This window comes from Tateyamaria sp. (assembly GCF_039945315.1).
In the GTDB taxonomy this organism is placed as follows: domain Bacteria; phylum Pseudomonadota; class Alphaproteobacteria; order Rhodobacterales; family Rhodobacteraceae; genus Tateyamaria.
Genome location: NZ_JBDUXB010000027.1, coordinates 23,512 through 45,513, shown reverse-complemented (window position 1 = coordinate 45,513; position 22,002 = coordinate 23,512). Strand labels below are relative to the sequence as shown.

Here is a 22,002-nt window from a genome sequence, read left to right as displayed (position 1 = left end):
GACAACGGCCAAATAAGGAGTGCTAGAAATAGAGTTGTCCAGTAAAATGATGAATGGGTCGGTATTGTTGATTTTATCATTATTCGTCCTTTTTATTCTAGATTAGCGTATGAGTTAAACTGGAAAATCAAAAGTGTAGTATACCTTACCTTCCAGAAATGACTTTGCAAAAATGGTCTGACTTGACGTAATTAAAGTTCGATATCCAGTATGTTGTCGATGCAGCATACGGTGGCTTCGTCCGCATGGCAGTCATTCAGGCAGAACGCAGCGAACGATGGTTCAGAGCCCTTAGCTGACACCAAAAGTGGTCTGCTTGAAATCGCCATGCCAAGGCTGACTGGTCTAACCTTTGCCCACCTTCGCTGTCTCAATGCGTTGGTGGAAGCCAGACTGTGAATTCCTCGGCGTTTGGAGCTGCTGAGTTTGGAGATATTGCGCCATAAAGCTCATCCCCGCACGTCACAAGAAAAGGTGCAACAACACCATCTTTATCATTAAAGTTGCCCGTGCAACGCTGGTACCCCTTGATAGAAGACGCATTCCGTTCCTTTGACGGGGGGCCGATGGGGTCCACGGTCACTACTGCATATTTGGTTGTCAGGCCGTCAAAGCTTAGAAAACCTTTTAGGCCTTTGTTGCAAACAAGTTCGGATCTGCTCGGGCCGGTTAACCCTCCTTCGCTTAGGTTGCGGGAGCCTTTGCAAATCACGGCATTTCTTGGCACCGTCAGTTTGGCTTCACGTTTGCCTGCAAAGGCGGGTGTCAGTGGCGTTCCCTTACTCGAAACGACTTCAACGGGCTGTTTCACTTTTGATTGGCTCACGCCGTATTGAATGGGGACCCAAACGGGGGCTGTGGCAACCACGGCGGCACCTGCATAGAGGCCAACAATCTCGCAGCCGGCTAGGAGAGGTATGGCAAAAAGTATAGCGACAAGTTTTTTCATAATTTCACCGGTGTTTAATAATTTGGAGTTGGGGCAATCCGCTGGAAATACGGAAACTGGACTTGGGCCTTTGCGAAGAAAGGCTTTGGTTCATTTGCATCGCTTTTGTTTGTAGAGATCTACCAGCACAGCCTGCCGCGCAGTTGCTGCTTCCTGTGCTTGTTTGGCATTCATGTTATTTCCGATCACGGCGGGCCAGAACAAGATGGCAGCGGCTACGTTCTCTCCGGAAGCGGTTCTGCCTTTTTCGGCTTCTTTCTGGATCTGCTGGAGTTGACCAAGTTGCGTTTTTATTTCTGAGCAGGTCAACGCGTCGTCGGATATCGTTTTGACGGTTACGACTTCTGGACTCACGCAGGCAGAGGTAAAGAGGCAGAGCGCTGTAAAGGGCAGGATTGTTTTTCGTGTCAGGTTCATAGGTCTTGCTTTCAAGTTTTTTCAGTTTGGTGCGAAACGGTAAAAAAGTTTATTCTGTACGGCGTTCAGAATGATCTGAATTCTGAACGGCAGTCAATAAAAATATTGAACAATGATCAGAAAAAATTTAAGACATTGTTTGTAAACGATTAAAAATCGCATCATCTCTTTGGGTTAGATCAATTTGGAAAGGGTGCTGGTTGACCGGGGATCAAAATAGTCGAATCCTGAAGAACCGAAGGTCCGTGTCGGACAGGCCGTTCCTTGGAGTAGCCTGATGGCTTTATGGGGAACTTCTTCGGCAGCACTATTGCTGCAGAAACTTGCTATTGGCTGGGCGGAACCTTCGCAGCATTCTGCATTGCAAACGGCCTCACTAGGCGGACGTGTTATCCGATTTCTGGTTGAGCGATCGTAAGTGGTCGGTAGCGCCGCCGCAGCGAACTGGCACTTCGTGCTCGAAGCAAAATCTCTGAGTGATTTTGTAATAAGTCGGTGCTGACGCAAACACGCCTGCTTCAGGCGTAGTTTCTACATCGTTTGTAATGCTTAGAGACCTTGGGATCACCCGGGCATTAAATCAAAGGTGCGTGCGTTTAATAAGCTGAAGACTTGCCCGGCCTATATCAGGCCCGATCAGTTGGGACATGCGCAGGTTGAAGACGACCAGAACACATGGGGAAAAAGCGACCGGCGCGTGAAAGTGATCAATGCCAGCTGCCGTCCACCGTATCAGGGCAGGTAGTTCGACGGATCGACACTATCGAATCCGTCTCGCACCTCAAAGTGCACAAAGGCCTGATCGGCACTGTTGCGCAGTTGTGCAATGGCCTCTCCGCGTTTGACCGCATCTCCTTTGGTCACTTTGACGCCGGCAACGTTGGCATAGACCGTCAGCAAGTTGTCGGGATGGCGCACGACGATGATCGGCACGCCCTCGGCGCTTTTGGTGATGGCGGCCACTGTGCCGCTTGCAGCGGCGTTCACAGGTGTCCCGGGTGCTGCCTTGATGTCGATCCCGTCATTGCGCCCTTTGGAATAGCCGCGGATGATGCTGCCTTGCACAGGGACCTGCATTGCAGCGCTTTCTTTTGGTGAACTGGTCTCTCCCACCTCGGCCACGGTTTCAGTCGTCGCGGCGGCAGCTGCCGCGGATTCACTTGCGGTGTCGTCTGCGGGCAGGGGCTTTGTCGCACTTGGAGGCGTTGGTGTGTCCGAGCCTGCGCCAGGAAGCGGTGTTGTGTTTGACGGTGGGGCGACGCGTGCCACGGGGATGAGCAAGTACTGACCTTCGCGAACGGCGAAATCTGCGTTCAGACCGTTCCATTCTGCAAGCGATTTCGCGGGCACCTGATAGAGCCGCGCAATTGTAAAGGCGGTCTCACCTCGTTCGACCTGGTGGCGGATTGGTTCCTGACCGGTCTCGGGCAACGCTGTGGTCGCGACTTGCGGAGCTGCCGGCGTGGGTTCTGCACGATCAATGGCGGAGCCTGCCAAGGTGGTCACATCCACGCCGCTTGGAGCGCTGATCTCGCCGGTCGGTTCGGACACGCGGCGGGGCAGGGCGATGATTTCGTCTTGTCGCAGGGGGACGTCCACTGCGATCCCGTTGTACCGCGCCAACTCATCCTCGGGCAGGCCAACGCGCTGCGCCACCTCTGTAACCGTATCGCCGCGCCGTGCCACGGCCACTTGATAGTTGGGATAAGAGATCACCCCACGTGCATCAGGTTCGGGCCGCTCCACTGTGGCATTGCGCGCCGCTTCGCGGGTATTGAACCCGCCTTCGGGCCCGCGCAGGTCAAAGTCGAGCGGTTCGTCGCATGCCACAAGCACACCCAGACTGAGTGTGGCGATCATAATGCGCCCCAAGCGCGCACGCGTTTTGGTCGGAGTCATCTGCGTCGTCCTCTGCCGGGCCCCTCTGTTTGGGGGTATTGCCGGATCATGGCACCACGTTTGGTACCGCCTCGCCGATGTTTTACACCAGTTTTACTCTTTGCCCAAGCCCTCGAGCAGAGGGACAAAGCGCACGTCGCGTAATTCGTCATACTCAAGGCCCGTCTCGGTCTTGTTGACCCGGATCAGGCTTTGCACCGCATCGGATTGGCCCACGGGCAGCACCATGATCCCACCAACTTTCAGTTGTGCGAGTAGGGGGCCGGGCGGGTCTTCGGCGGCTGCCGTTAGAATAATACGGTCAAAGGGGGCCTGATCGGACAGCCCGTGGCTGCCGTCCCCTGTAATGGCTGTGATCGTATGCAAATCAAGCTGGTCAAAGATTTCACGCGCTTCGTGCACAAGACGACGATGTCTGTCGATGGTGTAGACCCTGCGGGCCAGTTTCGCGAGGATTGCGGCCTGATAGCCTGATCCGGTGCCAATCTCGAGCACCTTGTCACGCGGGCTTACGTTCAGCGCCTGCGTCATCATCCCCACAACGGAAGGCTGGCTGATCGTTTGCCCACATGGGATAGGCAGGGGCATGTCTTCGTAGGCCCGTTCGGCGAAAAGCCCACGCACAAAGGGCCCCCGGTCAACCGCCTCCATGGCCTCAAGCACCCGCTTGTCGGTCACGCCGCGCGATCGCAGGGCGTAAAGAAACTGCATTTTGCGGGTTGCGAGGTCGTCTTCACTCATGTGGCGATGGCCCCGAGAGTGTCGAACATGTCGTGGGCGGTAAAGTCTGCGCGCATGGGCGAGACCGAGATGTAGCCGTCCAGGTTGACCGCAGCGTCAGTGCCGGGGGCGGTTTGCACCTGTTGGTTACCACCTTTGATCCAAAGGAACTGCCGACCCGATGGGGAGGTGGTCGCCTCAGTGTGAAAACCCACGCCGGGACGCAGTCCTTGAGGCACCAATGCAATTCCTTTGACGTCCTTGGCCGCAACGGGTGGCACGTTGACGTTGTAAAAGAGTTGGTAGTCCGGCTGGTTCTTCGGAGTGTTGGCGATAATCCGCTCAATCACGTCTTTGCCATGGGCCAGTGACGCTTCGAACGGGTCATCGAGGTCGCGATTGCCGGGGCCGAAATACTGAGAAAGCGCAATGGACAGCACGCCTTGTAAGGCCCCTTCGATCGCCCCGCCAAGGGTGCCGGAATAAAGCGCGTTTTCAGCCGAGTTGTTGCCCCGGTTCACGCCAGACAGGATCAGGTCGGGGCGTTCGTTCATGACTTCGAACAGCCCTGCCAGTACGCAATCTGCGGGGCTGCCTTCGACTGCGACGCGGGTGGGTCCGATTTTTTGAATCATGAAGGGGCGCGCATAGCTAATGCAGTGCCCAACGCCGGATTGTTCAAACGCAGGCGCAACTGTCCAGACCTCTCCGCCGGGTCCGGCCAGATCATGCGCGATGGTTTCGAGGACGGCGAGGCCGGGCGCGGAAATGCCGTCGTCATTTGTGATGAGAATGCGCATGGGATGCCCTTTTCTTTCCTTACTATGGGGCGTGGGTGCACGGGGCAACTGTGGGAGCGCGCCGCGCGGCTTTTTTTGAAACAGAGAAAGAGGACCGTGGCCTGTGGGTTACGGACGGCGCGCGGTATAGCCATGAGAGACGCGCGAGGGCGGACCTTTGGCAAACGGATAGGCGCAAATATCGCGAAAACCGGCCCGAACCAGCATGTCTCGCGCCTTTTGAGGCGAATAGGCGGCGTTGCCCCAGCGCCAGCGGACCAGTGCCGTGCACCAATGCGGTTTCGATATCGCCATTACGATGTGTCCGCCGGGGGCCAGACGGTCATAGAGCCATTGCAGACCGGCAATGGGATCATCAAGGTGTTCGATCACATGGGCGCAGAGCACGATGTCCTGCGCTGGGACATCCGGCATCGCGGAGCCGAGGCCAGCGTGAATTGCCCGTGCCTCCGGTAGGCGGATTCTGGCGGATGCCAGCATGGCGGGTGAAATGTCGGTGATTGTCAGTGTATGCGGCGCGCCATGTACGCTGATCCACGCGTTTGCAAAGGCCCCTGTGCCAGTGCCGACGTCCATGACCTTTGGCTGCGGTACGCGCGGTTTTGGGCACAGCGTGACAAGATCGCTGTAGGCCCCCACAAAGCCCAGTTTGGAAATGCCGTCCTGCCAACCTGTTTCTGCCGCATCATAGATACGGGCGAGTGTGCGGCGCCCTGTGGCGGGACGGGGCCGGTCAAATCGAGGTGAAATGCGCAGCATGGCCAGCAGTCAGCCACGGCCTGCACGTGACTTCAAGAGTCGAGTGCGATCATGATCCGCTTGGCCTCGGCCATTGGATCGGCAAGAGGGCCGCGATCCTCGCCCGGATGGAAGCGCGCGCGGGTGGCGGTCGGCATCGGGGCGGGCGTCGCGATATGCACGCGCGGGCCGCTCCGCTCGGTTTCGGCTTGCCAAGAGCGTGCCAGAGCAATCTGTGCCGCCTTTGTTGCGCCGTAGCTGCCGTAGAAAGGTACGCCTGCCTGTGGATCGTCAAAGAACAGGGCTGTGCCTTCTGTCCCCAGTAGCGGAGCAATGTAGGTGATCAGAGTGGCAGTGGCTGTGACATTGCCAGCCACCGATTTGCTCATGTCCTTGGCATCAATCATGGCCGCTGGTGTCAGAGGTGCCGCATGGATTGCCGTGTGCGCCCACATATCCAAGCCACCCCATCGGTCATGGATGCCCCGGCACAGCGTCTGCATCGCCGCCTCGACCGTAATGTCCATTGGCGCAAGGGTGGCTGACCCCCCCATGGCCTTTATCTGGTCATCCAGTTCTTCGAGCGCGCCCGTGGTCTTGCCCACAGCGATGATGTGGTGCGTTGGCGCAAGGGTGAGGGCCAGAGCGTGGCCAAGGCCACGCGAGGCACCGGTGATGAGTGCTGTTTTTGTCATATCGGCGTCTTGCCCCGCACGGTGCGGGGCGTCAAGCGGCGGCGCGCGGTTGTGGCGGCGCCGGAATGCGCAAAGTGTGGGTTCCGGTGGCGGTGTTCAGTATCACTGCACCCTCGTCGATGGCGATAACCGTGCCCTGTCGTAATTTGTCGCCGATGGACACAGTCGCGATTTTGCGGTCAGCGTGGCGCAGAAATGCACGGCGGGCGTTTTCACTGGTGAATGTCCCGATCAATTGCAGGCTGCGCAGGGGTAGGACGGCTTTCTGGGTCGCCAGATTGGCGGTGGTGGAATTGGTTTTGTCGGACATGATGCCTCTGGTTGGTAAACTGCAAGAGGCGTGCGGTAACACGGGTTTTGTAAGGGCAAAATGCGCCAAATGACACATGGGCTAAGACTTGCCCATTGACGCCGCGGCACTTGCGTATTGGGGAATTGAGAAGGGCTGCAAGGCGCGGAGCAGCGTCGTACCTGATGAACATCTGAGGGATTGGAGGTGCACCCATTGGTCGAAAAAGAGCACCGAACGAGGCGGTGCCCTTTCTGGTTGGTCCGTCACTCTGCGGCGTAACTAGGAATAGCGTCTTTGGATTTCAGCAACTTGATCATCGCGGGATACTTCAGCTTTTGAATCGGACTTGTCTTTGGCTCTTTCTTCTTAATCTTTTCAAAGACTTTTGGCGCTTTCTTGCGCGTGTCATAGTCCATATGCAGATTGATCATCTCCTTCAGCATCGTCACGATTGATTTGTCGTTAACGTTTTCGAAACCGAGCACCACGAGCTTTTTGCGGTCTACTTTTATTTGGTCGGCACCGGCCGAAAGCCCCTTTTGGTCCTTAATGGCGTCCTTGATCAGGAAGGCTTTCCACTTCAGGTCGGACTTCTTGCATGCATTTGTCGCCTCTACTTCGTCGTCCATGTAAAGCGCGATCATAATCTCCTTGATCGCGGCCTTGTTCTTTGAGCCCAGTCGCTCGGTGACGATGCCCACCTTGCCATAGCGGCTTTCGCATTTCTTGTCGGCAATCTTGCGCACGATCTTGTTGAGCGGGCTGCCTTTTTCAAATCGGGTTTCGTAGAACGGGCCCAACAGCCGCTTGTTGAACAGGTCGCGGAATTCCTTGTTCAGAACCTGGCCCAATACATCCAGTTTGGAAGCGGCCTCGCTCTGCGCGCCGGCCATGATCTTGTCGAGCGCTCCTTTCAACTGCCCGTCGAGCTTGATGCGCGGCCGCGCCTCGGGGCCTACGAACTTGGTGTAGATGTCGTAACCTTTGGGGTTTTCGTTGATAAAGGTGAGTTTGGCTGCGGCGTCGGAGCCCGCGTTCTTGATGACAAATGTCTGGAAAATAACGCTGAGCATGCGGTTGTTCAGCATCTCGTCGACGTTTGCTGGAAAGTTCTCTCCTACAATCTTGATAGGCATAATGTGGTCCTTTCGATGTCCAATGTCCGGCCAGCTCAGGCCGGGTTCACAGAGGAAACATCTGGGGCGGGGGTTTTATTCACGGGGGCGTGAAAAAAAATTATGCGACGGGCAAAACGCGTTTGTAGCGAAAAGTCATTTCAGCGAGATGGCGCAGCGCTTTTTTGGGCAGTGCGGCGCTTGATGCAAGGTACAGGGCCCGTGGAGCGTCGTAGTCAAACGCGTCCGGAAAGTCCGATTGCATGCGCACGCACAGGTCCGTCTTGCAATCCACAAACAGGCCAATCGCGCTCCTATCTGCCTTCCAACTCATCCTAAGCGTCGTCCCACCCTTTAGCGGACGCCATGCCGGTTCCCCCCATTTTAGCGATTCCGTCAATTCGGTCGCTGGATTGGCATCCGCCACTTCAAACGCAATAGCGCGGGCAGTCAAAAGGTGCTGCTGGGCCTGTTGTGGCCACAAGGCAATGACGTTCAGGATATCCGGGCTGAGTGGTTGCACAGCCAAGGTTCGCACATCCTGTTGACGGTTTGTGTCAACAGATGGTGATCACTCTGCCGCCTTCATCTCGAACCCTTTTTCAATCATATCGGCAGGTTCGACCGGGTATTCGCCAGAAAAACACGCATCGCAATACTGCGGGCTGCTGGCATCTCGTCCGTTGGCCTCGCCAACAGCGCGGTAAAGCCCGTCCAGTGAGATGAACTTGAGGCTGTCCACGCCCAAATGTTCGGTCATTTCGGCTTCGCTCATTGTGGCGGCGAGCAGTTTTTCGCGCTGGGGTGTGTCCACCCCATAAAAACAGGGCCAGGCCGTGGGAGGAGAGGCGATGCGGAAATGGACCTCTTTCGCGCCAGCATCGAGGATCATTTCCTTGATCTTGCGTGAGGTCGTGCCGCGCACAACCGAGTCGTCCACGAGGATCACACGCTTGCCCTTGATCAGGGCGCGGTTGACGTTGAGTTTGAGGCGCACACCCATGTTGCGGATCTGCTCGGTCGGCTCGATGAATGTTCGGCCCATGTACTGGTTGCGAATGATGCCCATCGCATAAGGGATGCCTGATTCCAGCGAATATCCGATAGCCGCCGGCGTACCACTGTCAGGTACGGGGCAGACAAGGTCCGCTTCAACAGGGGCTTCCTTTGCCAGTTCACGCCCGATGTTTTCGCGGGTCTCATAGACGCTGCGTCCACCGAGGATGCTGTCGGGGCGAGAGAAATAGACGTGTTCAAAGATGCAAAAGCGCGATTTCTGCCGGCGGAACGGGTGGTGGCTTTCGACACCGGCTTCGGTGATGACGACCATCTCGCCCGGTTCGATCTCGCGCACGAATTCGGCGCCAATGATGTCCAGCGCGCATGTTTCAGAGCTAAGCACCCAACCAGTAGGCAATTGGCCCAGCACCAATGGGCGCACACCCAGTGGATCACGTACGCCGATCAGCTTGGTGCGGGTCATGGCCACAACGGAAAACGCGCCTTCAACCCGGCGCAGGGCGTCTTCCATACGTTCGGGGATGTTGCGTTGCAGAGAACGCGCCATCAGATGGATGATGCATTCGCTGTCTGAAGAAGATTGGAAGATCGATCCGCGCTCGATCAGCTCGCGCCGCAGAGCGTCTGCATTGGTGATATTGCCGTTGTGTGCAATTGCCGCTCCACCCATTGCAAATTCGCCAAAGAAGGGCTGGACGTCACGGATGGCGGTTTGGCCCTTGGATCCGGCGGTAGAGTAGCGCACGTGACCGATAGACAGAGCGCCGGGCAGTGTTTCCATCACTTTTTGCGATGTGAAGTTATCGCGCACGTAGCCAAAGCGTCGTGCTGAGTTGAAACCATGATCAGGGTGGTATGAGACAATACCGCCCGCTTCTTGTCCTCGATGTTGCAAGGCATGCAGGCCAAGGGCGACGAAGTTGGCGGCATCCACTGTGCCGAGCACTCCAAATATGCCGCACTCCTCCTTTAGCTTGTCATCGTCAAATGGATGGGCAGGGGGCATTAGCGCGTCGGCGTCTTGGTCGGACAAGGGGCAGCTCCGAATCCGTGGAAAGGGTTAGCCGGGGTGTAGCAAGCCCGGCCAGCCCTGTCACGAAAGGATCACACTTCATGCAACCTTTAAGCCGCTGCTGCATCCGGTGCGGGCATTTTGCCATCCAGAAGTGCCAGAAGGGCACGGGTGTCGCCATAGTTGAGGGTCGGAAAAAAGCTGTCGGCGTTCGCGTCAAAGGCGTGAATCAAGAGGCCGGTCTGGGCATAGATCATCTCTTCTTCCCCGAAATGCAGGGTGGCAAGGTCGGGACCGGCAAATAGGGTGGGGCGGATGCCGTTCCAACCGCTCAGCGCCTTGATTAGAACAGACACCACAGGGGCTTGCGACCAGCGCGCCGGGGGCGTCAGGGCGATGTGGCCATCGGCTGGCAATGCGACGTCGGAACAGGTCGACAGAACGCCACCCGGCACCTGCACGAGCGGGGCGCGCCGTTTGGGGTGGGTGATAGCTGTGATTGTGGCGAATCCGCCATCCATCGTCGCCACGCGATCTCCTGCAATAAGGTCATCGACACTGGCCCAGCCACGTGTTGTTTCCAGTCTCGTCTGGGCGCTCAGCGTATCGGTGTACTGGGGCAGGTTTGAGTGAATGGCGGGGGCGAACGTGGTGAAGGCGGCGTCATGATTGAGGAACATTTTGGCTCTCCGGTGTGGTTTGGGTGATTGTGTTCTGCCACCAAAGACGCATCACAAATCTGCCGCTTTTTCGTCACAAAGAGGGCGATAGGCAGGCTCTGTTTCACCTCAGATGCCAGTCACGTTTGCAGGAGGGCCACTTTGCACGCTGGGGCCACGCGATTAACCGGGTGTTTACTATGATCGCCTGAGGCCTAAGCCGCGACGGTTCTGGCTACGCGCGCGAATCGTGATTAAGCCGGATGATTCTGAGGTAAATTTCTGGCCGCAATGGTTGAGCGGCGCGCAAAGCGCCGCGTCGCGCCGCAAGTTTTCGCCGCCGGTCTGTTTGTTCTAGCAATGGCCGTAACGCGAGACCTAGTTTCCGCGGCCATCTCATGGGCAACACCGCATCAGTCGGCATGGCGTTGCCGAGGAAACCGCGGATCAGCACACGTCAACTGACTGTCAGCGCATCACTCGGCCGAGCATGTCCCAACGAGTGCTTCGTATTGCGCTGTAATCCAGCCCAGGGCCTCTTCGGGGTTTTGCTCTTCGATTTGTCCGGTGAAGCGTCCGAATACGGCGGCTGAGCGGCTTTCGTCGACGATGGTGTATTCCTGACCAGTGATCACTGTGTCGTAGACAAAAAATGCGATCGCCACGAGCAGGACGCCGCGCGCCACCCCAAAGAGAAAGCCCATACCCTGATCGATCCCGCCAACCGCCGAGCGCTGCACAAGGGATGAAAACATTGGCGTAAACAAGGAAACCACAATGAGAGCCACTGCAAAGACGAGGGCAAAGGCACCGATAATGCTCAACTCGCAGCTGTCAGCGAGGAATTCGCCAATCACCGGTATTTCACGCACCAGTGGTTCGACCCGCGGGGCAAACAGGAACGCAAGAACAGCCGCTGCGATCCATGCCGCAATGGCCATGATCTCCCGCACGATGCCGCGCCCATAGGCCAGTAGCGCCGACAGGATGATGACCACGGCCACAATGCCGTCAATGATGGTGAACCCTTCCATGGTCCTTTTCCTTCTTCTGCTCGCCTTAGGCCTTGCAGCCGACGTCACGTTCATTCGATGGCTTTATCCGGCGCCAAAAACCTCACCCACAAACCCGGTCAAATCGCTCATCAGGTTGAGCGTCATTCCTTGCGATCCGTAGGCTTTGCCCCCTTTGGGAGCGATGGCAGATGCAAAACCAAGTTTTTGGGCTTCTTTCAACCTGTTTTCGGTCTGAGGGGCGGGTCTGAGCGCCCCAGACAGGCTGATTTCGCCAAAAACAACCGTATCAGCGGGCAGGGCGCTGTCTTCTCGAGCGGATAATAATGCAGCCGCCACAGCGAGGTCCGCAGCCGGTTCGGAGATTTTCATCCCCCCTGCAACGTTCAGATAGACATCTAATCCGGCAAATGGGATGCCGCATCGCGCTTCGAGCACCGCGAGGATCATGGCAAGCCGCCCGCCATCCCAACCCACCACTGTGCGGCGCGGTTGGCTGTGCGGAGTGGGGGCGACAAGGGCCTGCAATTCGCAAAGGACAGGGCGCGTCCCTTCGATGCCTGCAAAGACAACCGAACCGGGTGAGGGCGTACCGCGTTCGGACAGGAACAGGGCGGAAGGGTTGGTGACTTCGGCCAGACCCGAGCCGGTCATTTCGAACACGCCGATTTCCTCGGCAGGACCAAAGCGGTTTTTGACGGCCCGCAAGATACGGAACTGGTGACCGCGTTCCCCTTCGAAATAGAGCACGGTATCGACCATGTGTTCGACGACGCGGGGGCCTGCAATCTGACCCTCCTTGGTCACGTGACCCACAAGGATGACGCTGACGCCTTTGCGTTTGGCAAACGTGGTGAGTTCGTGGGCTGCCGCACGCACCTGACTGACCGAGCCGGGGGCGCTGTCCACTGTGTCGAGCCACATGGTCTGGATCGAATCTATGATAGCGAGGCCCGGCGCTTCGGCTTCTAATGTGGTGAGGATGTTGCGCAGGTTGGTGTCTGCAGCCAACTGCACCGGCGCATCCCCAAGACCAAGGCGCTGGGCACGCATGCGAACCTGAGCGCTGGCTTCTTCTCCGCTCACGTAAATGGTTTTGAGGCCACCGCGCGCGAATTGGGCTGCGGCTTGGAGCAAGAGCGTGGATTTACCTATGCCGGGGTCCCCGCCCACGAGGATCGCTGAGGCGGGAACGAGGCCACCGCCTAACACGCGGTCGAGTTCGGCCAACTTTGAAGCCGTGCGGGGGGGCGGTGCCTCTTCGGTGCGCAGATCGCTCAGGGCGATGCCGGTGCCCCGTTTGGCCCCGAGGTATTTGGCGCCCGGACCAACGGACAGGCCGGTATCCTCTGAAATGGTGTTCCATTCCCCACAACTGTCACAGCGTCCGGACCATTTGGTAAAGGTCGCAGCGCACGCTGAGCAGGAAAAGGAGGGTGATTTGGCCATGGGGCAAGGAGTGCCAGCGCGGTGCTGTGGGGTAAAGCCCTATTCCGCGCGCTCGGCCTTTGCGCTGCGTTGCGTGCGCCAACTCACCCAGAGGGAGGTGAGGATGCAGGCCGTGAACAGGTAAAGCCCCCATGCGGTTTCGAGCCGTCCGACCCCGACCCCTTTGGCCAGGGTGATGTAGAGGGCGATCAGAAAGATGTCGGCCATGGCGAGTTTGCCAAGGAAGCCTAGCAGAGGGGTGATGCGGGGCGTCAGGACATCCCAATGGACCAGTGCCAGAGCAATGGTTTTCAACAACGGCGCGACGAGGGCGAAGACGGCCACGACGATTGCGAGGAAGATATCGGATCCCCATAGAGACTGCAGCCCGGTGATGACCGAAATCTTGCTGAGCCCGAACAGTGGCAGCAGGCCTGCACGCATGAGCGGTGCAAACCACGCGATCGGAAACAGGATCAACAGGGATAGGTTAACGAGTTTCAGCGCAGTCATGTTGGAGAAGTAGACGCTGCGTATCTCTGCCACAAGGGCGACGCACCCGAGAGGGCGCTGGTTAGGTTGCCCTCACGAACCACGAATGAAGGGAGTTTGATGCCGCGTGCTTGCATGTTGGGTTTGCCGCTTGCGTAGGCGTGGTGTTGGCTTTGGATCAACGGTTAAACGCTGAGAACATCCTGTACGCAAGGGTATGGATATCCAGACTGCCTCATTGATGAAAAATCGCGCACGGTGGTTTCATCTGATTATTTTAATTAGAAAATTTTGAAGGAATATCCTCCAAGAAAACCTATTTTCTCGCCGGTGCGGTCGCAGCGCTGCTTTCGGGGTGCGAAATATTGATACTGGCGCCAGTTGCGCTTGTCGCTGCACCCATCATCCTGCCGATAGATGCGGCCCAAACCAGCGCCTCAATCACGCAACCGGTGGAGGTTTTGAACCGTTCTGGCAAGACACTCGCCGGTCCGGCGCAGGCTGGCGCGCCCGTCAAAGCGCGCTTTGAAACCACAAGCCGGACAGTACGTTGTAGCGGCAAAAAAAGTGGCGCACTCAAAGGGGCCAACCAGGCGGTCGTTAAATTGACCTGTACCAACGGGATGCGTGGTGAAGGTGTCGTTAGGAGTAATTTGACAGTGGGCTATGGTTTCAAAACGGAACTGACGGGCCGGCGGCCCGGGAACATTGCTTGCTCCGGAAATTTCCGTGCAAATGGTGAAACTCTAGGGCCGTTTCTTGCGTCTTGTCAGCTTTTCGAAGAGAGGTTCACGGATTTCACCAATAAAAAGAAGGGGTTGGTTGCCGTAGCAGACTGGCAAGCGGCTGTGTCGGCGGGGTCAACAGCGTCGGGTGACTATGCCATTACACTCTGGGTGCAAGTTCAGTGAGACGTGTTTTTAAAGTAACTGGCATCAAGGTATTTATGGTCGTTTCGCTTCTGAGCGTCATGTTGGCTGGATGTGTTGATCCACCCGGTCCGGTGGCGTCGGACCAAAGCTTTCGAGTGACCAGTGTGTCTGCGCAAGTTTTCAAAAAAGGCGATCGGCGAGTACCACTGTTGCAAACTGAATTTGAGCACATTCGTCTGTCCACCATCAACGCCTTCGGTCTAAACCAAAACCGTGTTCTGGCAGACCTCAAGCAGGTGATGGCAAACAGTCTCATCCCGGCGTCGCGCCAAGGTAAGCAAGAGGTTCGAGCGGAATTCGTGCTTTACACGATGCGACTGCGCACCGTGTCCGAAACGTTTACCAATCTTGTCGGGTGGTTGGATTTTTATGACGCCAAAAGTGGGGCGCAGTTGGCGAGTGTCGATGTTGCGATATCGCCGATGACCGGTATGAAAGCCAGTGAAGTCAGACGGCTGTGGCGGACGACAGGCAATGTGGTTCAGGAATATGAGTCTCTGATGGATTTGGCGAAGGACACGATGCCCAAATATCTGCCGCGACCTTGAACCGCGCTAGCGCACAGCTTCGATCGGCCCTGTCGCACGGCCATGGATGAACTGATCTACGTAAGGATCGCCGGCGCTGTCCATCTCGGCGACAGGCCCGGTCCAGCGGATTTTACCAGCGTGCAGCATGGCCACGTGATCTGCGATAGTGCGCACTGAACTCATATCGTGCGTGATCGTCATCGTCGTCGCCCCCATTTCGGTGACGATTTCCCGGATCAGGTCGTTGATGACCCCGGCCATGATCGGGTCAAGCCCGGTCGTGGGTTCGTCAAAGAAGATGATTTCGGGATCGGCCGCGATGGCGCGGGCCAATCCCACACGCTTTTGCATGCCCCCGGAGAGTTCTGCGGGAAGCCGGTCGGCCACATCCGGGGTCAGTCCGACCCGGCGCAGTTTTTCGACGGCGATGGCGCGGGCTTCTTCCTTTGGTTTGGCGAGTGATCCGCGCAGCAGGCGGAAAGAGACGTTTTGCCAGACGGGCAAGCTGTCAAAGAGGGCGCCCCCTTGGAACAGCATCCCAAAGCGGGCCAGAAAGGCGTCCCGGTCGGCCTTGGTCACGTCAGTGCCGTCGACGGTGATTGTCCCGCTGTCCGGGGTGACGAGGCCGAGGATTGATTTGATGGCGACCGACTTTCCTGTGCCTGAGCCGCCGATAATGACCATCGATGTGCCTTTGGCGACGTGCAGATTGACGCCGCGCAGGACGTCGTTTGAGCCGAAAGATTTATGGACGCTGTCGAGTGTGATCATGGTGCTGCGCCTAGGGCACCCCGGCCTTGCGGGGAGCCTGTATGGGGTGAGATGAAAATATGCCGATCTGTCATACCGAGAAAAACACCCCCGTCAGTACGAAGTTGGCGGCTAGGATCAGCACAGCAGCGGCCTCGACAGACCCTTTGGTGGCGCGTCCCACGCCTTGGGCGCCGCGCCCGGAGTTCATCCCGAAGTAACAGCCCATGAGGGCGGCGATACAGCCAAAGACGGCCCCTTTGGCTAGGCTGGAGGTGACATCGCGCAGCTGAAGAAAGTCAACTGTGTTCTGGATGTAAGCCGCCGCGTTGAAGCCAAGCGAGCCTGTCGCTACGGCATACCCTCCGAAGATCCCGATAATGTCGCCCACAGCCACCAGAAGCGGGACGACGAGTGTTGCGGCAAGCACGCGCGGTGCTGTGAGGTACTTCATCGGATGTGTTGACAGGGTCACCAGCGCGTCAATCTGCTCGGTCACCTTCATTGTCGCGATTTCGGCAGCGATTGAGGAGGTGACGCGCGCCGCTATCATCAAGCCAACCAGAACGGGCCCCAATTCACGTACCATACCGATTGCCACGATCTGGGGCACCACAGCCTCGGCGTTGAACCGCGCGCCGCCGGCATAGATTTGCAACGCCAGCGCGCCGCCGGTGAAGATGGCTGTCAGTCCCACCACGGGCAGCGACAGCCAACCGATGTTCAACAGGGCGAGTGCAAACTCGCGCGGGTAGAAGGGGGGACGCACGATGTGGGACAAGGTTTGGGCACCAAAAATGCTGACGCGTCCGATGGCGGCAAACAAACCGAGGATCACCCGCCCGAGGGCCGCAAGAACGCTCATGCGAGTATGGTCCGCGCGTAACGTGCGCCCAGTTGCGTCAGGATTTCATAGCCGATGGTGCCCGCGGCGTCCGCAACCGTGTCGATGGACTGGTGCCGACCCATCAGTTGCAGGCGTGTCGGGTCGTGGCGCAGGGCGGTGACGTCAGCTGTGATCAGGTCCATCGACACGCGGCCCACCACCGGGCAGGCCACATCGCCCGCATAAAGCACTGCGTTAGAGCCCATGGCGCGGATTAGCCCGTCTGCATACCCCCCGGAAACAGTCGCAATGCGCGCGTCTCCTTCGGCGGTCCAGCTGTTGGCGTATCCGACGGTTTCCCCCGCGGTTACATCGCGGACCTGAATTACTGGCAGATCGAGGGTAACGACGGGCTCTGCATCTACGAAGGGCAAGCCGCCATAAAGTCCCACGCCCGGGCGTGTCATATCAAAGTGATAATCCATCCCAAGAAGGGTGCCCCCCGTCGCCGCCAGAGAGCGGGGCACGTCCAGCCCATCCGTCATTGCATGGAATGCAGCAAGCTGCTGTGCGTTCATGCTGTGATCGGGCGTGTCAGCACAGGCCAGATGGGACATGACCAATACTGGCCGTTGCGCAATGGCGATGTCGCGCACTGCCGACCATTCCGCAGGCTCCATCCCCAGCCGGTTCATGCCGGTGTCGAGTTGGATACCAAAGGGTGCACCGGGCAGGGCTTCAAAATGGCGTAGCATCTGATCGACGGAATTCAGAAGCGGGGTCAGCGATCCTTCGCGGATTTGATCGGTATCGCCGTCCATGTGTCCGGAAAAGACAAAAATCCGTGGCCCGTGCCCAATGGCAGTGCGCAAGTCGGTGCCTTCGCCTGCAGTGGCAACGAAAAAGCTGCGCACCCCGGCCTTGTGAAGTGCCTGACCAACCTCGCTGGCGCCCAAGCCATAGCCGTTTGCTTTGACCACAGCCCCGGTTTCCCCTTCGCTCATCGCACCAAGGGTGCGCCAGTTGCGCACAACGGCGCCAAGGTCGATGGTCAGGGTTGCGGACGTCATGCTTGTCTTGTTGGCAACATGCCGCGCAGGGTCAAGGGGCAAATGTGCTTTGTATCGGCCGCTTGGCTCCTACGGGTAAGCAAACAGGCTGCGGTTCTGTTCCCAGATTTTTTCCCCGATGAGGCAATCGTACGGGGGCGGACTTTGCGCGCGCCATAAACGTTCGGTGACCGGGGTAGAGGCGATTTCAAGAACCAGCTTGCGCCGCACGGCCTCTTCGAACTCGGCCCAGTCAATGACAGGCAGAACGAAGGCGCCGCTCCCTCCGATCACACAGGCGGTATAGTATGCATCAAGATCGTCGATATTGTAGCGCGAGGTAATAGAGTCGTCTTTGGTCATCAGGGGCAACCCGTTGATCGTCATACCGCGCGCCAGCACTCTGTCTCGGGCGCTAGTAACTGCATCGCCCATGTTGTTGGGGCCGTCGCCCGACACGTCGATTACCCGGCGTAGCCCGTCAAATGCGTTGTTCTCGATTGATGTTGCGGCATAGTCCAGCGCCCCGGAGATCGACGTGCGCCGCAAAGCATCGTCAAAATTGGCAGTTATCTGGCTTGCGATCTGCTCTGCTTGCGCGCGGCTTTCCAGCAAGGTCCAAGGGACAATAACGCGCTGACTGTAGGCTCCGGCCCATTCGACGTAGGTTATGGCGATCCGCCCAAGCATACCGCCTCCGATGGCGGCCTGCACTTCGTCGCTTGTCAGTGCGGCGGCATAACCCCGGCGCTGAATTTCCAGCTCCAAAGGTTGCATGGAGCGACTGACATCGACGGCAAGGAACAGTTCCACGTCCACTTCGAAGTGGTCCTCGGCCTGCAAAGGCTTGGAAAACAGTAAAAACAGCAAAACAAATGCGCGCCACATAACATCAGTGGGGCAGAGAGGTGATGTGCTGTCCAGTCACAGTTCGGTTAGGGCCTGCTATAGTCTTGCGCCCAACGCCTGACCGCCTAATCCCCGGTCATCGTCTCTGATTCAAAAAATTCGAGGGAGCCCGAAGGCCGAACTCCCATCAACGCTCTCAGAAACCGACGTCGTCGCCGCCACCTTGTTGCTGCCAAGGCTGTACCAGATTGCCAAAGCGGGTAAATCGGCCCTCAAAGGACAGATCAACCGTGCCGATGGGCCCGTGTCGCTGCTTGCCGATGATGACCTCGGCGCGACCGTGCAGGCGTTCCATTTCTTCCTGCCACTTGCCCATGGCTTCCAGATCGTGATCGCCGGGTTTCTCGCGCTCTTTGTAGTACTCTTCGCGGAACACGAACATCACGACATCCGCGTCCTGTTCGATCGATCCGGATTCACGCAAATCGCTGAGCTGCGGGCGTTTATCTTCCCGGTTTTCGACCTGTCGGCTGAGCTGTGAAAGGGCAATGACGGGTATGGCCAGTTCCTTTGCGATAGCCTTGAGCCCCATGGAAATCTCGGCAATTTCCTGCACCCGGTTGTCAGCCACACCGCGTACCAGTTGCAGGTAGTCCACGATCAATACGTCCAGCCCATGGGCCCTCTTGAGACGGCGTGCGCGGGCGGCCAGTTGTGCTATCGGGATGGCGGGCGTATCGTCGATGAACAAGGGGCACGCTTCAAGCTGCTTGGCTGCATCTACAAAGCGGCGGAATTCGCCTTCGGTCATGTCGCCGCGCCGAATCTGTTCGCTGGGCACTTCTGATGCCTCTGACAGGATCCGGGCGGCGAGCTGCTCGGCGCTCATCTCCAGTGAAAAGAAGCCTACGACGCCGCCCTGGATGGATCCTTCGCTGCCATCGGGTTTCAGGCCGCGTTTGTAGGATTTGGCGATGTTGAAGGCGATGTTGGTGGCAAGTGATGTCTTGCCCATGGACGGGCGACCCGCAAGGATCAGCAAATCGGACGAGTGCAATCCGCCGAGTTTCTTGTCCATGTCAGTAAGGCCGGTTGAGATACCTGCAAGGCCACCCTCGCGCTGATAGGCCGCGTTGGCAACATTAACTGCGTCAGTTACGGCCTTGAGAAAGCTTTGAAAACCGCCTTCTGACGTGCCTTGTTCAGCCAGCTGATATAGCGCCTGTTCCGCCTCGACGATCTGTTCTTTGGGTTCGGAAGTCACTTCGACTTTGGCAGCCTTGGCGCTGATGTCGCGACCCAATTGGATCAGATCCCGGCGTACTGCCAGATCATAGATGATTTGGGCGTAGTCGCGCACCGCGTAGGCGCTGATTGCTGCGCCAGCCAGTCGCGCGAGGTAGGCGGGTCCGCCAAGTTCTTTCAGCCCTTCGTCATCTTCCATGAACGCTTTGAGAGTGACGGGGCTTGCAAGGTTGTTCTTGGCAATGCGCGCCGCCGAAATCTCAAAAATGCGGGCATGTACAGGGTCATAGAAATGACTAGGCCCAATGATCGCGGCAACACGGTCATAAATGTCATTGTTGGTGAGGATCGCACCCAGAAGCTGTTGCTCAGCCTCTGTCGAATGCGGCATCGTTTCGGCATCCTGTACCGCAACACCCGTTGGATTGATCGCCGCAATCTCGTTCATCTCACCCCGTCCTGCTCATTTTATTGCCTGTGCCCACCGTGCGGATGGGGTGTCACAGCGTCCTCGCACCCGCTATCGGGAAATAACTGGGGACAAGCCTGTGGGTATGTCCGTCCAGCCAGAAACGCCTTACAAGATATAGTATAGTTTTTCGGCTATGTCACCACATCGCGCAAGTTCACTGTCGTCGAATCGTCTTATTCACAAAGCGCGCACAGGCAGGTTATCCACCGATTCCTTGTAACGGCTCACAGCCTGTCCACAAGATGTCAGTCAGCCCTGACAGAAATCGCGCGGATTTTAATCCCCTACGTTTGCGTACGTGCGGCTTGCCAGGCGCGCGGGTCGTTCAGAAACTCTTCGACACCCGCGAGCGTATCGACGTCAAAGCTGCCCTGGACCTTTGCTTCGGCCAGAACATCCCACCACGTGCACAGATGGTGCAGTGCGACGCCATGATCGCCGAGCGTTTTCTCTGTCTCAGGGAAGATGCCATAGTAAAAGATGACGGCCGTATGCCCGCACGTCGCTCCGGTGTCCCGGATCGCATCCACAAAGCTCAACTTCGACCCGCCATCGGTTGTAAGATCCTCAACCAGCAAAACACGCTGGCCTTCGCTCATGTCCCCTTCGATCCGGGCATTGCGCCCGTATCCTTTGGGCTTCTTGCGCACATAGGTCATGGGCAATGCCATCCGCTCAGCCACAAGGGCTGCAAATGGGATGCCTGCGGTTTCGCCACCAGCGATGTTGTCAAAGGCTTCAAACCCTGCGTTGCGCATCACAGTTACCGTCAAAAAATCCATCAGTGTGGCGCGGATACGGGGGTGGCTGATCAGTTTGCGGCAATCGATATAGGTGGGCGAGGGCAGGCCGGAGGCGAGCGTGAACGGCTCGGCTGCGTTAAAGTGAACGGCCTTGATCTCGAGCAGCATACGGGCGGTGAGGCGTGCCATTTCTTCTGGGCTTGGATAGCTGGTTGGGATCATATCGCTTGTCTTTCGAACGGTTGGGCCGGTGGCGCGGGCAGGAGCCTCCGGCGGGGATTTTCTTGAAACACAGAAGTTACAGTACGGACCATTGCAATTCGAACCCGGGATCGAAGACCGTGACCGGGCCTTCGTCGGTTGCGATGTGGTCGTGATGCGGGGAGGGGGTTTTGGTCAAAGTGAGTGTATCGGCGTTTACTGGCAGGCCGTAAAAGGCGGGCCCGTTGTGGGATGCAAATCCTTCGAGCTTGTCCAGAGCACCGTCTTCTTCGAACACTTGCGCAAGGATGGCCATGGTGTTGGGCGCGGTGAAACAGCCCGCACAGCCGCAAGGCAGCAATTTGTTGGCGTCGGTGTGTGGCGCGCTGTCAGTGCCGAGGAAAAACCGTGTCTCACCGCCAGTTGCGGCTTCGCGCAAGGCAAGGCGGTGCGATTCCCGTTTTGCGACGGGCAGGCAGTAGTAGTGCGGTTTGATACCACCGGCGAGGATGTGGTTTCGATTGATCACCAGGTGGTGTGTTGTGATCGTGGCCCCTAGACTGTCGTCCTGAGCGCGGGCGTAGTCGACCGCGTTTGAAGTCGTGATGTGCTCCATCACTACCTTCAGGCCCGGTGTGGCACGCCGCAACGGGTCAAGCACGCGGTCGATAAACACGGCCTCCCGGTCAAAGATATCGATGTCAGCATCCGTCACTTCGCCATGGACGCACAGCGGAAGGCCGATCTTGGCCATTCGGTCGAGCGTTGCGCGGATTTTCCCAAAATCCGCCACGCCTGACGCTGAATTCGTGGTGGCGCCGGCGGGGTAGAGTTTTACTGCTTTGACCAGACCGCTGGTATGGGCGGCGGCGACGTCATCGGGGTCTGTGTCCTCAGTCAGATAGAGTGTCATTAGGGGTTCAAATGACATTCCCTCTGGCAATGCGCCCATGATCCGGTCGCGGTAGGCCGTAGCTTGCGCACCTGTCACCACAGGCGGCACAAGATTGGGCATAATGATCGCACGTGCAAAATGCTGAGCGGTGTGGGGCAGAACGGCGCGCATCATTGCGCCATCGCGCAAGTGCAGGTGCCAATCGTCGGGGCGGGCAATCGTAAGGGACTTCATGGCAAGCGCGTTAGCACGGGTGCGCGC

General features: G+C 57.8%; 24 protein-coding genes. 2 read left to right on the top strand and 22 right to left on the bottom strand.

Going from position 1 to position 22,002, the window contains the following annotated elements:
* Positions 1-370 precede the first annotated feature (370 nt).
* The 15 genes from ABJD00_RS07725 to ABJD00_RS07655 all read right to left on the bottom strand — a co-directional run bounded on the left by ABJD00_RS07725 (position 371) and on the right by ABJD00_RS07655 (position 13,270).
* Positions 371-949: a hypothetical protein gene (locus ABJD00_RS07725; RefSeq protein WP_413829422.1), complete on the bottom strand. Its 579-nt coding sequence runs from the start codon at positions 947-949 to the stop codon at positions 371-373.
* A gap of 90 nt (positions 950-1,039) precedes the next feature.
* Complete coding sequence (locus tag ABJD00_RS07720; protein WP_413829421.1) at positions 1,040-1,366, bottom strand: hypothetical protein; 327 nt, start codon at positions 1,364-1,366, stop codon at positions 1,040-1,042.
* 732 nt (positions 1,367-2,098) lie between these two features.
* Complete coding sequence (locus tag ABJD00_RS07715) at positions 2,099-3,265, bottom strand: peptidoglycan DD-metalloendopeptidase family protein (RefSeq protein WP_413829420.1); 1,167 nt, start codon at positions 3,263-3,265, stop codon at positions 2,099-2,101.
* 93 nt (positions 3,266-3,358) lie between these two features.
* The gene (locus ABJD00_RS07710; RefSeq protein WP_413829419.1) at positions 3,359-4,006 is read right to left on the bottom strand and encodes a protein-L-isoaspartate(D-aspartate) O-methyltransferase; all 648 of its coding nucleotides are present in this window, start codon (positions 4,004-4,006) and stop codon (positions 3,359-3,361) included.
* The gene (gene surE / locus ABJD00_RS07705) at positions 4,003-4,785 is read right to left on the bottom strand and encodes a 5'/3'-nucleotidase SurE (protein ID WP_413829418.1); all 783 of its coding nucleotides are present in this window, start codon (positions 4,783-4,785) and stop codon (positions 4,003-4,005) included. The genes ABJD00_RS07710 and surE overlap by 4 nt, the downstream gene beginning before the upstream one ends.
* A 108-nt stretch (positions 4,786-4,893) precedes the next feature.
* Positions 4,894-5,544 carry a class I SAM-dependent methyltransferase gene (locus tag ABJD00_RS07700; RefSeq protein ID WP_413829417.1) on the bottom strand — a complete coding sequence of 217 codons (651 nt, stop codon included), beginning with the start codon at positions 5,542-5,544 and terminating at the stop codon, positions 4,894-4,896.
* 32 nt (positions 5,545-5,576) lie between these two features.
* On the bottom strand, positions 5,577-6,218 hold the full coding sequence (locus tag ABJD00_RS07695) for an SDR family NAD(P)-dependent oxidoreductase (RefSeq protein WP_413829416.1): 642 nt from the start codon (positions 6,216-6,218) through the stop codon (positions 5,577-5,579).
* Positions 6,219-6,249: 31 nt separating this feature from the next.
* Positions 6,250-6,528, bottom strand: coding sequence for a hypothetical protein (locus ABJD00_RS07690; protein ID WP_413829415.1), 279 nt, complete (start codon positions 6,526-6,528; stop codon positions 6,250-6,252).
* Between the two features lie 245 nt (positions 6,529-6,773).
* Positions 6,774-7,646 carry a hypothetical protein gene (locus tag ABJD00_RS07685; RefSeq protein ID WP_413829414.1) on the bottom strand — a complete coding sequence of 291 codons (873 nt, stop codon included), beginning with the start codon at positions 7,644-7,646 and terminating at the stop codon, positions 6,774-6,776.
* A 100-nt stretch (positions 7,647-7,746) separates the two neighbouring features.
* Positions 7,747-8,154, bottom strand: a complete 408-nt coding sequence (locus tag ABJD00_RS07680; RefSeq protein WP_413829413.1) for a hypothetical protein — start codon at positions 8,152-8,154, stop codon at positions 7,747-7,749.
* Positions 8,155-8,196: 42 nt separating this feature from the next.
* On the bottom strand, positions 8,197-9,651 hold the full coding sequence (purF, locus tag ABJD00_RS07675) for an amidophosphoribosyltransferase (RefSeq protein WP_413829651.1): 1,455 nt from the start codon (positions 9,649-9,651) through the stop codon (positions 8,197-8,199).
* Between the two features lie 116 nt (positions 9,652-9,767).
* Entirely contained in the window at positions 9,768-10,337 is a 570-nt protein-coding gene (locus tag ABJD00_RS07670; protein ID WP_413829412.1) for a hypothetical protein, read from the bottom strand.
* Between the two features lie 455 nt (positions 10,338-10,792).
* Positions 10,793-11,350: a CvpA family protein gene (locus ABJD00_RS07665; protein WP_413829411.1), complete on the bottom strand. Its 558-nt coding sequence runs from the start codon at positions 11,348-11,350 to the stop codon at positions 10,793-10,795.
* Between the two features lie 63 nt (positions 11,351-11,413).
* A complete protein-coding gene (gene radA / locus ABJD00_RS07660) occupies positions 11,414-12,778 on the bottom strand; it encodes a DNA repair protein RadA (protein WP_413829410.1) in 1,365 nt (454 codons plus the stop codon).
* Between the two features lie 39 nt (positions 12,779-12,817).
* Positions 12,818-13,270 carry a paraquat-inducible protein A gene (locus ABJD00_RS07655; RefSeq protein ID WP_413829649.1) on the bottom strand — a complete coding sequence of 151 codons (453 nt, stop codon included), beginning with the start codon at positions 13,268-13,270 and terminating at the stop codon, positions 12,818-12,820.
* Positions 13,271-13,614: 344 nt separating this feature from the next.
* On the opposite strand from ABJD00_RS07655, the gene ABJD00_RS07650 reads away from it, so the two are divergent.
* Both ABJD00_RS07650 and ABJD00_RS07645 read left to right on the top strand, forming a co-directional pair.
* Positions 13,615-14,160 carry a hypothetical protein gene (locus ABJD00_RS07650; protein ID WP_413829409.1) on the top strand — a complete coding sequence of 182 codons (546 nt, stop codon included), beginning with the start codon at positions 13,615-13,617 and terminating at the stop codon, positions 14,158-14,160.
* Entirely contained in the window at positions 14,157-14,729 is a 573-nt protein-coding gene (locus ABJD00_RS07645; protein WP_413829408.1) for a hypothetical protein, read from the top strand. Before ABJD00_RS07650 ends, ABJD00_RS07645 begins: the two co-directional genes overlap by 4 nt.
* Before the next feature lie 6 nt (positions 14,730-14,735).
* Here the strand turns inward: ABJD00_RS07645 and ABJD00_RS07640 are convergent, their stop codons facing one another.
* From ABJD00_RS07640 to pyrC, 7 genes are all read right to left on the bottom strand, one after another.
* On the bottom strand, positions 14,736-15,482 hold the full coding sequence (locus tag ABJD00_RS07640; protein ID WP_413829407.1) for an ABC transporter ATP-binding protein: 747 nt from the start codon (positions 15,480-15,482) through the stop codon (positions 14,736-14,738).
* Between the two features lie 70 nt (positions 15,483-15,552).
* A complete protein-coding gene (locus ABJD00_RS07635; RefSeq protein ID WP_413829406.1) occupies positions 15,553-16,326 on the bottom strand; it encodes an MlaE family ABC transporter permease in 774 nt (257 codons plus the stop codon).
* Complete coding sequence (alr, locus tag ABJD00_RS07630; protein WP_413829405.1) at positions 16,323-17,357, bottom strand: alanine racemase; 1,035 nt, start codon at positions 17,355-17,357, stop codon at positions 16,323-16,325. Before alr ends, ABJD00_RS07635 begins: the two co-directional genes overlap by 4 nt.
* A gap of 69 nt (positions 17,358-17,426) precedes the next feature.
* Positions 17,427-18,206, bottom strand: coding sequence for a DUF1194 domain-containing protein (locus tag ABJD00_RS07625; protein ID WP_413829404.1), 780 nt, complete (start codon positions 18,204-18,206; stop codon positions 17,427-17,429).
* A gap of 175 nt (positions 18,207-18,381) precedes the next feature.
* Positions 18,382-19,878 carry a replicative DNA helicase gene (locus ABJD00_RS07620; protein WP_413829403.1) on the bottom strand — a complete coding sequence of 499 codons (1,497 nt, stop codon included), beginning with the start codon at positions 19,876-19,878 and terminating at the stop codon, positions 18,382-18,384.
* Between the two features lie 308 nt (positions 19,879-20,186).
* Entirely contained in the window at positions 20,187-20,867 is a 681-nt protein-coding gene (locus tag ABJD00_RS07615) for an orotate phosphoribosyltransferase (protein WP_413829402.1), read from the bottom strand.
* A gap of 76 nt (positions 20,868-20,943) precedes the next feature.
* Positions 20,944-21,975 carry a dihydroorotase gene (pyrC, locus tag ABJD00_RS07610; RefSeq protein WP_413829401.1) on the bottom strand — a complete coding sequence of 344 codons (1,032 nt, stop codon included), beginning with the start codon at positions 21,973-21,975 and terminating at the stop codon, positions 20,944-20,946.
* Positions 21,976-22,002 lie beyond the last annotated feature (27 nt).

Bases quoted from the DNA above. Each gene is read 5' to 3' on its own strand.
- ABJD00_RS07690 (WP_413829415.1), bottom strand. From the start codon at position 6,528: ATGTCCGACAAAACCAATTCCACCACCGCCAATCTGGCGACCCAGAAA.
- pyrC (WP_413829401.1), bottom strand. From the start codon at position 21,975: ATGAAGTCCCTTACGATTGCCCGCCCCGACGATTGGCACCTGCACTTG.
- ABJD00_RS07665 (WP_413829411.1), bottom strand. From the start codon at position 11,350: ATGGAAGGGTTCACCATCATTGACGGCATTGTGGCCGTGGTCATCATC.
- ABJD00_RS07700 (WP_413829417.1), bottom strand. From the start codon at position 5,544: ATGCTGCGCATTTCACCTCGATTTGACCGGCCCCGTCCCGCCACAGGG.
- ABJD00_RS07640 (WP_413829407.1), bottom strand. From the start codon at position 15,482: ATGATCACACTCGACAGCGTCCATAAATCTTTCGGCTCAAACGACGTC.
- ABJD00_RS07715 (WP_413829420.1), bottom strand. From the start codon at position 3,265: ATGACTCCGACCAAAACGCGTGCGCGCTTGGGGCGCATTATGATCGCC.
- surE (WP_413829418.1), bottom strand. From the start codon at position 4,785: ATGCGCATTCTCATCACAAATGACGACGGCATTTCCGCGCCCGGCCTC.
- ABJD00_RS07615 (WP_413829402.1), bottom strand. From the start codon at position 20,867: ATGATCCCAACCAGCTATCCAAGCCCAGAAGAAATGGCACGCCTCACC.
- ABJD00_RS07685 (WP_413829414.1), bottom strand. From the start codon at position 7,646: ATGCCTATCAAGATTGTAGGAGAGAACTTTCCAGCAAACGTCGACGAG.
- ABJD00_RS07620 (WP_413829403.1), bottom strand. From the start codon at position 19,878: ATGAACGAGATTGCGGCGATCAATCCAACGGGTGTTGCGGTACAGGAT.
- ABJD00_RS07635 (WP_413829406.1), bottom strand. From the start codon at position 16,326: ATGAGCGTTCTTGCGGCCCTCGGGCGGGTGATCCTCGGTTTGTTTGCC.
- ABJD00_RS07720 (WP_413829421.1), bottom strand. From the start codon at position 1,366: ATGAACCTGACACGAAAAACAATCCTGCCCTTTACAGCGCTCTGCCTC.
- ABJD00_RS07655 (WP_413829649.1), bottom strand. From the start codon at position 13,270: ATGACTGCGCTGAAACTCGTTAACCTATCCCTGTTGATCCTGTTTCCG.
- purF (WP_413829651.1), bottom strand. From the start codon at position 9,651: ATGCCCCCTGCCCATCCATTTGACGATGACAAGCTAAAGGAGGAGTGC.
- ABJD00_RS07725 (WP_413829422.1), bottom strand. From the start codon at position 949: ATGAAAAAACTTGTCGCTATACTTTTTGCCATACCTCTCCTAGCCGGC.
- radA (WP_413829410.1), bottom strand. From the start codon at position 12,778: ATGGCCAAATCACCCTCCTTTTCCTGCTCAGCGTGCGCTGCGACCTTT.
- ABJD00_RS07670 (WP_413829412.1), bottom strand. From the start codon at position 10,337: ATGTTCCTCAATCATGACGCCGCCTTCACCACGTTCGCCCCCGCCATT.
- ABJD00_RS07695 (WP_413829416.1), bottom strand. From the start codon at position 6,218: ATGACAAAAACAGCACTCATCACCGGTGCCTCGCGTGGCCTTGGCCAC.
- ABJD00_RS07710 (WP_413829419.1), bottom strand. From the start codon at position 4,006: ATGAGTGAAGACGACCTCGCAACCCGCAAAATGCAGTTTCTTTACGCC.
- alr (WP_413829405.1), bottom strand. From the start codon at position 17,357: ATGACGTCCGCAACCCTGACCATCGACCTTGGCGCCGTTGTGCGCAAC.